An 8,643-nucleotide genomic window follows, 5' to 3' on the forward strand; every position below is an offset into this window, starting at 1 on the left:
TGGCCTTAAAAGAAAAAATAGCGACAAACCCCGATCTAATCGCAAGATTAACCCTGATCTAGTGCGTGAAGCTATTCTAGCCATTGGCAGCAGCGCCCCGCGCAAGGGCTACAAAGCCTATTATGACTACTATATGGAACTTGAAAAAGAAAAACGCCCTGACTTCCAATATAGCTTTAATAATTTCATGAAGTGGTGCGATCGGATAATTAGGGGGGATCGGAAAGTACAAAGCGTTTTGTTGTCCCCATACTTAAAAAAAAGAGATATTCTAAAAGCCATACAGAGCGGTACGCGCCTTTGTTGGTAGTGCCGCGTTTGCTTGCTTAGCCACTCAATCTACTCACCCGCGCTAAAAACTCATACGGTATAAGGATACCTAGCCTTTTGAATGCCCATTTACTAGGTGTTGAATAATTCAACAAAAAGCGTTGAATATTCAACATTTAGCGTTGAATAACCCTTAAATGCCGTTGAATAGGCTTTACTGGCGTTTAAAAACCATTGAATGAGCCGCGCTATTCAATAAACATTTACTGATCAATCAAGCCACCCGCGTGTACTTTTAAGTATTTTAGTGGCAGTGATTTATTAAGACTGAGATGTAGCGCCAATGGCTTAAACCTAGATGACCTTTTGTACTTAATTTGATCAAGTTAGTTTGTTTGGCTTTTGCGCGCCCGCTTATTTGGCCTAGCTTGGTAGATCAAGCGCAAACGCTGACCGCCATAAATGGCGCGCAATTCCTCAAGGCTTAGAGTTTTGAAAGTTTCAAATTCTAGCGCCACTCTCAATGCAAATAACTTGGGATATAGTTTGGATCGTTAATGGGTATTTTTTTATTTTTAAAAACCGCTTTGTATATTTTGCCCAAACCAATAATAAGATTAGTTGTATCTTCCTTGCTGAGGTAGCGCGAGGGCTTTTTGCAAACATGATTACAAAATTCCTCTAACTTTTTCAAATTCCAATCTAGCTCTTTGCAGTAGAAGCGAATACGCTTAATTTGGTTAGGTGTGGGAGTTGTTGGCGTGCTAGGCACGATAAAGCAAGGATTAGCGCCATTTAAAAACGCTAGCGTATCTATTAGCTGATCAATGCGCAAATACTTAGAACTAGTTGTTTGCCACATTTCTTGCAACCATTCAACCCATTTACCATTAGAATGCAAGCGCTTATACTCCGGGTGCATGTGAATTTGTTTTAAGAGACTTAGGCGATACTTCTTTTGTTTTTGCGTCATGTCTAATCTTAGCAAAATGCGCAAAAAGTGAGCTTAAAACATCTTATTCTTTGGTTATGCAAGTTGTGATCTCACCTATCGGACAAATTAGTGGCATTGACGGGCGAACTTTCAAAATTGAATCAAAAGTTTATGAGACCCTAAAGGCTAATAAAATAGATTTACCGATTGAATTAGACCACACAGGCCCCGCGATTGGTTGGATCAAAAATTCTAGTTTAGTGCTTGAGAATGATCAAATTTTAGGGCTGGCTGATTTTAACAAGGCCGGACAAGCCGCCCTTAAAGATCGCGCCTATCGTTATCTCAGCCCCACTTATTTAGTTGATGATGATAATAATGTGATCACTATCACCGGGCTAGGTTTGGTTAACAAACCAAATATTCTAAAACAAGCGTTAAATTCACTACAAGGAGCATACATGAACGAACTACCCGAAGAAACAGAAAATACAGAAAACACCGATCAAGATTTTAGCTTAAAACTTGAGATTGAAAAATTCAACACCCGTTTAAGTGGCATTGAAACGCAATTAAACGAGGTTTTAAGCGCGATTAAGGAACTTAAAGAGGCTAAAGAAACGGCTGAGAAGGCAGAAGAAGATGAGGAGGAAGATACAACGCTAATTGAAGCCCACCAAAGTGTATTAAAAACGCTTGAGGAAAATAACTCCGTATTGCCAAAACGCGTGCCATTTTTAAAGAAAATGTGCGGGGCTAATGTGTTCCCGCGCTTTGTTGAGTTATACCAGCTTGAAGCCAATAGCCTTTATAACACTAAAAAGATCAAACTAGACCAAAAAGAAACCCCCGATCCACTACAACAAGAAATTAACAAACAACTAGCGGCTTTCATTTAGCGCAAAAATAAGCGCGCGAGCATGTCAAAATGGGGCATGCAAAATTTCAAGATAGAAATTTTAGAAAACAAAGCTAAAGCGCTTTTGATTAACCAAGAATTGATCACTCAAGAGCTTTTGGAGTGGGCGTATTCTGAAGCGCTAGAATTTAGCCATGATCATAACGCGCCAGCTTATGCGCTCTATGATTTTGCTTTAGCGCGCTTAAAACGCCTTCTAAAAATTCCTTTTAGTGATGAAGATGCCTTAATTTATCAAAACGCTATTAAGGCTATTCAATCTAGTCTAAAGATCGAGCCACTTAAGGCTAAAAGCTCACAAGTACGCGGGCGGGGTTTTTTGTTATGAATTTCTTAGAAAGAAGTATAGATATTTTGATTCAGATTTTCCCTAGCGCGCTATTTATCCTTAAGCCTGAAGCGATTAAAGAGCCCGGGCTATTTATCCAACTTGCTGGCCTAGAAAAAGTTAACACCCAGTATGTGGCGGTTAATGGGGTTTTGTATTGCGCCTTAATGGAGCGCGATATAAGAGCTATTGCAAAACACATTGACCCGCTGATTGAATGCTTTAACAAGCGTTATGCCTATTTAGAGGGCAAACTTGATTTTAGGCGTTTGCAAGGCTTTAGCTTTGAAGACTTTTTAAGCGTATTTGCCCTGTATTTTCAAATCCAACTAGCAAGGAGTTAAACAAGTGCAAGAACTCAAAACCATTAAAAAAATCATTGTTCATTGTAGCGCCACACCGGAGGGCAAAGACTACAGCGCCAAAGATATTGATAAGTGGCACAAAGAAAGAGGCTGGGAGTGTATCGGTTATCATTATGTGATCAAATTAGATGGCACTATTGAGGGAGGGCGCTCCGTTAAGTTTGTGGGCGCGCATTGCAAAGGCCATAATAGCGATTCGTTAGGCATTTGCTACATTGGCGGTTTAGACAAAGATCACAAACCCAAAGATACACGCACACCCGAGCAAAAAGAAGCGATAAAAAGCTTATGTCTAAAACTTCTAAAAGAAAATCTAGCAGCTAAACTCTATGGGCATCGTGATTTTGAGTCTAAGAAAGATTGCCCTTGTTTTGATGTGATAGAGGAGGCACTAGAATGGGAGATTACAGATGTTTAAAATTAATTTTGATTTAGAAAAAATCCAAAGAATCGAGCTTTTTATTTTGTTTGCGGCGCTTTTTAATCTAGTGGCGCTTGTTTTTGTGGTTAGCGAAAGTTATAGCATGTTAGATCGCGCTGAAACTCAAATTAAGCGGCTTGAGTCAATTGATAGCCAGCTTGATAAAGTAGAACACAAAATAGACAAAATGGTGGAGTCCTCCATTAGCCATGACTAATCAAGATGTGATCTTTTTAGGCATTTCTTTAAAAGATTATGTGCAATATATCTTTATGTGTTTAGTAGGCTTTTGTGTGGGCGCGTTATTTGTTATGCGCACAATCTCAAATGAGGATTTTAAAGACCGCCTAGACAAAATCCGCTACATTCTTTGGGGCATTGGATCAAGTATGCTCACCACTTGGATAGCCTTTGAGGCTTTGCAGTTTTACACTTCACTACCTACCGGTTTAATCACCGCCATATCCGGAGGTATTGGCTATATCGGGGCGGAAGTTATGGGCGATTATGCGCTAAAACTTTTAAGCAAAAAATTAGACTTGCCCCCGCCTGATAAAAAAGATGAGGCTAAAAAGTGATGTTTAGCATTGATACTAAAAGCATTGGCATAGCTTTAGCGCTTTTGATCTTATTAGCCGGTGTGGGCTTTGCTTGGTGGTATCTTAAGCGCATTTTAGTGGAGCGTGAAACTTGCGCACTAGCCTTGAATGAACAAAACAAAAGCATTTTAGCCCAAAATATTGCTACTGAAGCCTATGTTGAAAGTCTAGAAAAAAACAAAGAGGCAATCAAGCGGCGCTACATAGCAATTAAAGATGATATTAATTTGATCCGCCATAAAGAATGCACAACAGAGCGCGCCGAGTTAGACAAGATCAAAAAAGCCCTTGAGGTTTTTAAGGCTAAGAATTAATGTGGGCATTAATAGTTAGCGCGTTTATGTTTAGCGGGTGTATGCGGGTTTATAAGCCGGTGTATATTCCCACCGCCTGTAAAATCCCAAAGCGCATGCGCCCCGCCTTAAACGCCCCCACTTTAGCGGGTGATATTGCCGAGCTTTTGATCTATACCGAGCTTTTAGAAGAAGATTTAAATTTTTGTACAAAGGAATCAAATGGGACAAAAAGATAATTTGTATTTTGGTGGCGGTAGTTTGTTTATTTATCCGCTAAATGGAAAAGGCGAAAGCATTGACATTGGCTGTTTAGAACTTAGTTTAAGCCGCGATAGCCAAAAGACTACCGCTTGGACACGCGCAAACGGGGCTAAACAAAAATTAGCCGAAGTGGTAACAGAGGAAAGTTATACACTAAAAATTAAGGGCAATAACTTTGCCCCTGAAGCGTTAAGTCTTGTACTAGATTCAGAAGTGCAAAATCACACCTACAAAAAAGGCGAATTGTTGCCTTATGGCGGATATGCGCAGTGGGATACTAAAATTCAAGTTTTAAGCGCCTCCAGCAGAAGCGAAAGCCTTCCATGTAAGCTTGAATTTGTAGGTAAACCTATAATGGGCAAACAAATACGAGCGGTTTTCTATGAAGTTAATTTATCACTTGATGGCGAGTTAAACTTATTAAGCGATGAATTTGCTAATATTGCACTGACCGGAGTTTGTGCCAGCACAGCAAAAGGCGTTTTTGATTATTATTATGTGGATTTGAACAAACCCTTAACCCAAGCGCCCGCCGCCTCCTCTAATTCGCGCCAAATCTACACAGCGGCGGGCAATGTAGTAACAGCACCTGATTCTCCGACAACAGCGGCGCAAACTCCGGTAACTCCAGCGCCACAAACTCCAGCGCCACAAACGCCACAAACTAGCGCGATCCCAGCTGATGATAATGATTTAGAAAGAATGGTAGAGGAATTAGAAAACCAAGCCATTAAAGAAGGCAAGATTAGTGCTGAGGAAGTTAACGCCGCGCGGCAAGCCACACAAGCGGCTAACCCTGATATAAAGATCACACATGCCTAATTTAGCAGAATTTAAAAACCGCGTTTTTTGTGCTGACGCGCTAGAGTTTTTGCCAACACTCCCGGATAATTCTATAGATTGTTTGCTTATCGATCCGCCTTATTGTAGTGGCGGGCATAGAATGTACAATAGGTATGGTTTGTATCAGAATTTTGAGGGTGATAACGCAAATCAAAGAATATGGGCATTGCGGCTAACTGAAATTTTAAGGCAAGCCAAACGGATTTTAAAACCTTCAGCCTACTTTTTTAGCTTTATTGATTGGCGACAACTCCCCGCGCTAAGTGATTTAATCCAACTAGCAGATTTGGCATGGCGGGGTATTGTTGTGTGGAATAAAGGCAATAACGCGCGCCCGTTTGCTAATGCTTTTAAGCAACAATGTGAATTTATCCTTTGGGGCACAAAAAGCGCTTTGCCACTCACTAGCAGAGAAGAAGCTAATTATTATTATGGCTATGTTGAAAAATACCTACACTCTAGCAAAAAGCAACACCCCACACAAAAGCCCTTAGAAGTGCTAAAACATTTATTAGCGCCGATTGCAGATTTAAAAAAAGAAGGGGAAGAGCTTCCGATAGTGTTAGATTGTTTTTGTGGGAGTGGATCAACGGGGGTGGCGTGTGCTGAACTTGGGTTAGATTTTATCGGGGTGGAGCTCTCTAAAGAATACGCCGCCTTAGCTAGCATGAATTTAGAAGCCGCGCTACTTAAAGAAAACAAAGAAAAAGAAGATAAAGAAAAGGAAACAAACCATGTCTATTGCTAAAGCTCTCCAAAAACTAGAGGATCGCATTAGTGGGCTTAATACTATGCGCGGGCGGCTTCTTAAGTTTGTTAATCCACAGAGCGCGCCCGCGCCTGAAGTTAGCAAAGTGCAGAGCACTAGAACCCCCGCCCCTGACGCGCCTAACACTAGTACGCCCACTCAAGCAGATAGTACGCCCACTCAAGTGCAGAGCGCCGCGCCTGAAGTGGATAACACCGGTGGCTTAAGCGATCAAGAAAAACAAGAGCGCTCAAATCTGATTAACCGGTTAATCACAACAAATAACATCACTAATAACGATTTAGCCCCGCTAGGTTTATCTTTTGAGGACTACCCAAGTTTTGAAGGGGTGGCCTTTAGAAATGACGCGCCTACAGATCAACTAAAAGACTATTTGAATGCTTTAGATAGCATTAGCGCTTTAGCTGTTGTGTATGAAGCACTCAAAAACGCGCCTTTTAGAAAGCTTGAGGCTAGATATATTTTAGGTGATGATGGCGGTATTGGTAGTTTATTTTTTGCGTTTGCAATTGGGCTAGGAGGTCTTTACACGGAAAGCATTCAAGCCAATGATGCTATTAAAAACGCCTTGTATTTTTTGATCACCCAAGCCACAAACTACCGATTAGTAGCCGCGCTAGCCCCTTCAGATAACCCCGGGTTAACAATGGAAGCGCAAAGAATGGTTAGGCAATTGCAAGATGAATTCAATAGCTTTTATGCGGATTTTAAAGAGGACTTGATCACGCTCTCTTATGCGTTTGTTTCTATGTTTAGATCGCTAGAAATTACACTACAAGAGCCTTTGAGTATTGATCAAGCTATTGCTTTGCGCCGCAATATGCGCCCAGCGTGTTATAGTCTAACGGGGCGTTTAAGCGGCGCGCTTAATCCGCAAATGCTATTAGGTGTTTATGTGCGCTATGCTGTGGCAAGTTTCACGCTTGATTATCTAAGAAAAAATCTCATGCCGCTTGAAAACTTGCCAGATAGTATCACCACTCCAATGGGCGGCGTCATTATTACGACTGAAATTAAAACAGCCCTTCAAGGTTTTTATGAATTTATCAAACTTGAGGCTATCAAAATCAATTTTGCAAAAATAGAGGTGAAGTAAATGAATCAAGTTTTCAAAACAGATCGCAACTTTTTAGAATTTAGCACAGATTTAGACGGGCTTAAAGTAGACTTTAAATACTTCGCGCTAAGTGATTTTCAAAACCGCCGTTTGTTAGATTTGAGTGCGCGCACTGAAAAAAGCACAGATAATTATGACGCGCTGATTGAATTCCAGTACCAAACAATTAGCGAAAATTTGATTTGTACTAGCCACACAGATGAAGGCAAAGAACAAGCCTTTTTAGAAGTGCTTAAGCAAAATGGCAAAACGGCAGAATTTCTAAATTTTGTTAATGAACAATTTAGCAGCGCGCTAACTCAAAAAAAAGCCTCCTTGAAACCTTGATCAAAGAGCAAGCCATGCAAGCTAGAGGCGTGCAAATTTTAGCCCCCACTCTAAGTGATGATGTGGAAGTGTTAGAAATTTTGCGCGCCTTTTCTTTAGCCCACTCTATTGTGGTAGATGGTTTTAGTGGTTTTGTTTCTGTTAAGTTAGATTTTTTAGTGATCAAAGAATTTTCTAAGCGCTATTATTTTGATAGCCTTTTTCTTTTAGAATTTCTCAAAAGCTTAGGCAGTGTGTTTGAAAGTGTGATTAATGAGAAGTAGAAAACGCCGCCGCAATAACCCACTAGACTTCCGCGATTTTTTGATTCAACATGAAAACATTCGATCGCTATATTTGCAGGGCAAAGATTTGAATTACATTTGCACAACTTTAGGCATTAAGAAAAAAGATATTATCAAATCGCGCGATCAAGCCCTAGAAAGTGGCGATGATTGGGACGCGCTATTAATGTATAATAAACGCAACACACAAGAAAGCGCCATGAGTGAAGCCTATTTTGTGGCTAGGCTGATTGAAGGCTTTGAAACGCAACTAACACAAAACCCCGATCTTAGTTTAGAACAGCTAGCCAAATACACTAGACTTTATTACACACTCAAGCAGCCTAAAAACACGGATGAACTTAGAAATAAAGAACAATTACACGCCAATACAATGCGCGTGATTAAGATTATCGCAGATTTAGCGCTAAAGCAACAAAATAAAGCCGTTGTGAGCTTTTTAAGTGAGTCAGCTGATCTAATTATTAAAAGCGTTTTTAAACGCCCTGTAAGCCACGAGATAGACTAAAGAATACCAACATACTACCCCCCCTTAACAATGAGCCGCTAAACGGGTGCTAAACGGGTGCTAAACGCTATTAATTAAATATCATTCTAATAACTTGGCTTATCACTTCTTGCCCACCTCTATTATCGGGGGCTAAATAAGTATCTATTTTAGAGATCAAAGAGTTGCTAGCCTCTCCATTATCTTTAAAAGGCATGAAGCGCCTTTGTGGCATTTTTCTAGTACCTAGTTGGTGAAAGGGGGCGTATCTTTCAGAGTTGCTAACCTCTATTGTATTGCCTAAGATTTGGAGATTCACGCCTCTTCGCATAACGCGCGTATTTTGCAAGATTTGGGTACGCATGCGGGGCTTTTTGCGCTTAATAGTAGCTGGCTTAAGTGGCGGCCAATTTTGCCCCGTTA

Annotated in this window: 18 protein-coding genes; 15 read left to right on the forward strand and 3 right to left on the reverse strand. The window is 40.6% G+C overall.

Going from position 1 to position 8,643, the window contains the following annotated elements; all coding sequences use genetic code 11:
* A partial coding sequence (locus G6Q06_RS08450) for a hypothetical protein (RefSeq protein ID WP_205436008.1) occupies positions 1-310 on the forward strand: 310 nt, incomplete at its 5' end.
* Positions 311-656: 346 nt separating this feature from the next.
* Here G6Q06_RS08450 and G6Q06_RS07945 read toward each other — a convergent pair.
* Both G6Q06_RS07945 and G6Q06_RS07950 read right to left on the reverse strand, forming a co-directional pair.
* Positions 657-788 (reverse strand): bacteriocin, encoded by a 132-nt coding sequence (locus tag G6Q06_RS07945; protein ID WP_163566258.1) that lies wholly within the window; start codon positions 786-788, stop codon positions 657-659.
* Between the two features lie 2 nt (positions 789-790).
* Entirely contained in the window at positions 791-1,243 is a 453-nt protein-coding gene (locus tag G6Q06_RS07950) for a hypothetical protein (protein WP_163566259.1), read from the reverse strand.
* 56 nt (positions 1,244-1,299) lie between these two features.
* Here G6Q06_RS07950 and G6Q06_RS07955 point away from each other — a divergent pair, with 56 nt between their 5' ends.
* Genes G6Q06_RS07955 through G6Q06_RS08020 form a run of 14 tightly spaced genes read left to right on the forward strand, consistent with a single transcriptional unit; the run spans position 1,300 to position 8,241 of the window.
* The gene (locus G6Q06_RS07955) at positions 1,300-2,103 is read left to right on the forward strand and encodes a phage protease (protein ID WP_163566260.1); all 804 of its coding nucleotides are present in this window, start codon (positions 1,300-1,302) and stop codon (positions 2,101-2,103) included.
* Positions 2,104-2,139: 36 nt separating this feature from the next.
* Positions 2,140-2,451 (forward strand): hypothetical protein, encoded by a 312-nt coding sequence (locus tag G6Q06_RS07960; protein WP_163566261.1) that lies wholly within the window; start codon positions 2,140-2,142, stop codon positions 2,449-2,451.
* Entirely contained in the window at positions 2,448-2,795 is a 348-nt protein-coding gene (locus G6Q06_RS07965) for a hypothetical protein (RefSeq protein WP_163566262.1), read from the forward strand. Before G6Q06_RS07960 ends, G6Q06_RS07965 begins: the two co-directional genes overlap by 4 nt.
* A gap of 4 nt (positions 2,796-2,799) precedes the next feature.
* Positions 2,800-3,234 carry an N-acetylmuramoyl-L-alanine amidase gene (locus tag G6Q06_RS07970; protein WP_163566263.1) on the forward strand — a complete coding sequence of 145 codons (435 nt, stop codon included), beginning with the start codon at positions 2,800-2,802 and terminating at the stop codon, positions 3,232-3,234.
* Complete coding sequence (locus G6Q06_RS07975) at positions 3,227-3,454, forward strand: hypothetical protein (protein ID WP_163566264.1); 228 nt, start codon at positions 3,227-3,229, stop codon at positions 3,452-3,454. The genes G6Q06_RS07970 and G6Q06_RS07975 overlap by 8 nt, the downstream gene beginning before the upstream one ends.
* Positions 3,447-3,815, forward strand: a complete 369-nt coding sequence (locus tag G6Q06_RS07980) for a holin (protein ID WP_163566265.1) — start codon at positions 3,447-3,449, stop codon at positions 3,813-3,815. The genes G6Q06_RS07975 and G6Q06_RS07980 overlap by 8 nt, the downstream gene beginning before the upstream one ends.
* A complete protein-coding gene (locus G6Q06_RS07985; RefSeq protein WP_163566266.1) occupies positions 3,812-4,150 on the forward strand; it encodes a hypothetical protein in 339 nt (112 codons plus the stop codon). The genes G6Q06_RS07980 and G6Q06_RS07985 overlap by 4 nt, the downstream gene beginning before the upstream one ends.
* On the forward strand, positions 4,150-4,368 hold the full coding sequence (locus G6Q06_RS07990; RefSeq protein WP_163566267.1) for a hypothetical protein: 219 nt from the start codon (positions 4,150-4,152) through the stop codon (positions 4,366-4,368). Before G6Q06_RS07985 ends, G6Q06_RS07990 begins: the two co-directional genes overlap by 1 nt.
* Positions 4,352-5,215 (forward strand): hypothetical protein, encoded by an 864-nt coding sequence (locus G6Q06_RS07995; RefSeq protein WP_163566268.1) that lies wholly within the window; start codon positions 4,352-4,354, stop codon positions 5,213-5,215. The genes G6Q06_RS07990 and G6Q06_RS07995 overlap by 17 nt, the downstream gene beginning before the upstream one ends.
* Positions 5,208-5,984 carry a DNA-methyltransferase gene (locus tag G6Q06_RS08000; RefSeq protein ID WP_163566269.1) on the forward strand — a complete coding sequence of 259 codons (777 nt, stop codon included), beginning with the start codon at positions 5,208-5,210 and terminating at the stop codon, positions 5,982-5,984. The genes G6Q06_RS07995 and G6Q06_RS08000 overlap by 8 nt, the downstream gene beginning before the upstream one ends.
* Positions 5,971-7,101: a hypothetical protein gene (locus tag G6Q06_RS08005; RefSeq protein WP_163566270.1), complete on the forward strand. Its 1,131-nt coding sequence runs from the start codon at positions 5,971-5,973 to the stop codon at positions 7,099-7,101. The genes G6Q06_RS08000 and G6Q06_RS08005 overlap by 14 nt, the downstream gene beginning before the upstream one ends.
* Entirely contained in the window at positions 7,102-7,449 is a 348-nt protein-coding gene (locus G6Q06_RS08010; protein ID WP_163534176.1) for a hypothetical protein, read from the forward strand. It begins immediately after the preceding gene.
* Positions 7,450-7,463: 14 nt separating this feature from the next.
* On the forward strand, positions 7,464-7,712 hold the full coding sequence (locus tag G6Q06_RS08015) for a hypothetical protein (protein ID WP_163535409.1): 249 nt from the start codon (positions 7,464-7,466) through the stop codon (positions 7,710-7,712).
* Positions 7,702-8,241: a DUF1804 domain-containing protein gene (locus G6Q06_RS08020; RefSeq protein WP_163534178.1), complete on the forward strand. Its 540-nt coding sequence runs from the start codon at positions 7,702-7,704 to the stop codon at positions 8,239-8,241. The genes G6Q06_RS08015 and G6Q06_RS08020 overlap by 11 nt, the downstream gene beginning before the upstream one ends.
* Before the next feature lie 70 nt (positions 8,242-8,311).
* Here the strand turns inward: G6Q06_RS08020 and G6Q06_RS08025 are convergent.
* The coding region (locus G6Q06_RS08025) for a phage virion morphogenesis protein (protein ID WP_205436009.1) at positions 8,312-8,643 on the reverse strand (332 nt) is incomplete at its 5' end.

This window comes from Helicobacter suis, assembly GCF_902196135.1.
Classification (GTDB): domain Bacteria; phylum Campylobacterota; class Campylobacteria; order Campylobacterales; family Helicobacteraceae; genus Helicobacter; species Helicobacter suis_A.

Excerpts from the sequence above, each read along its gene's own strand:
- G6Q06_RS07950 (WP_163566259.1), bottom strand. The coding sequence starts at position 1,243 with ATGACGCAAAAACAAAAGAAGTATCGCCTAAGTCTCTTAAAACAAATT.
- G6Q06_RS07955 (WP_163566260.1), top strand. The coding sequence starts at position 1,300 with ATGCAAGTTGTGATCTCACCTATCGGACAAATTAGTGGCATTGACGGG.
- G6Q06_RS07960 (WP_163566261.1), top strand. The coding sequence starts at position 2,140 with ATGCAAAATTTCAAGATAGAAATTTTAGAAAACAAAGCTAAAGCGCTT.
- G6Q06_RS07965 (WP_163566262.1), top strand. The coding sequence starts at position 2,448 with ATGAATTTCTTAGAAAGAAGTATAGATATTTTGATTCAGATTTTCCCT.
- G6Q06_RS07975 (WP_163566264.1), top strand. The coding sequence starts at position 3,227 with ATGTTTAAAATTAATTTTGATTTAGAAAAAATCCAAAGAATCGAGCTT.
- G6Q06_RS07980 (WP_163566265.1), top strand. The coding sequence starts at position 3,447 with ATGACTAATCAAGATGTGATCTTTTTAGGCATTTCTTTAAAAGATTAT.
- G6Q06_RS07990 (WP_163566267.1), top strand. The coding sequence starts at position 4,150 with ATGTGGGCATTAATAGTTAGCGCGTTTATGTTTAGCGGGTGTATGCGG.
- G6Q06_RS07995 (WP_163566268.1), top strand. The coding sequence starts at position 4,352 with ATGGGACAAAAAGATAATTTGTATTTTGGTGGCGGTAGTTTGTTTATT.
- G6Q06_RS08000 (WP_163566269.1), top strand. The coding sequence starts at position 5,208 with ATGCCTAATTTAGCAGAATTTAAAAACCGCGTTTTTTGTGCTGACGCG.
- G6Q06_RS08005 (WP_163566270.1), top strand. The coding sequence starts at position 5,971 with ATGTCTATTGCTAAAGCTCTCCAAAAACTAGAGGATCGCATTAGTGGG.
- G6Q06_RS08010 (WP_163534176.1), top strand. The coding sequence starts at position 7,102 with ATGAATCAAGTTTTCAAAACAGATCGCAACTTTTTAGAATTTAGCACA.
- G6Q06_RS08015 (WP_163535409.1), top strand. The coding sequence starts at position 7,464 with ATGCAAGCTAGAGGCGTGCAAATTTTAGCCCCCACTCTAAGTGATGAT.
- G6Q06_RS08020 (WP_163534178.1), top strand. The coding sequence starts at position 7,702 with ATGAGAAGTAGAAAACGCCGCCGCAATAACCCACTAGACTTCCGCGAT.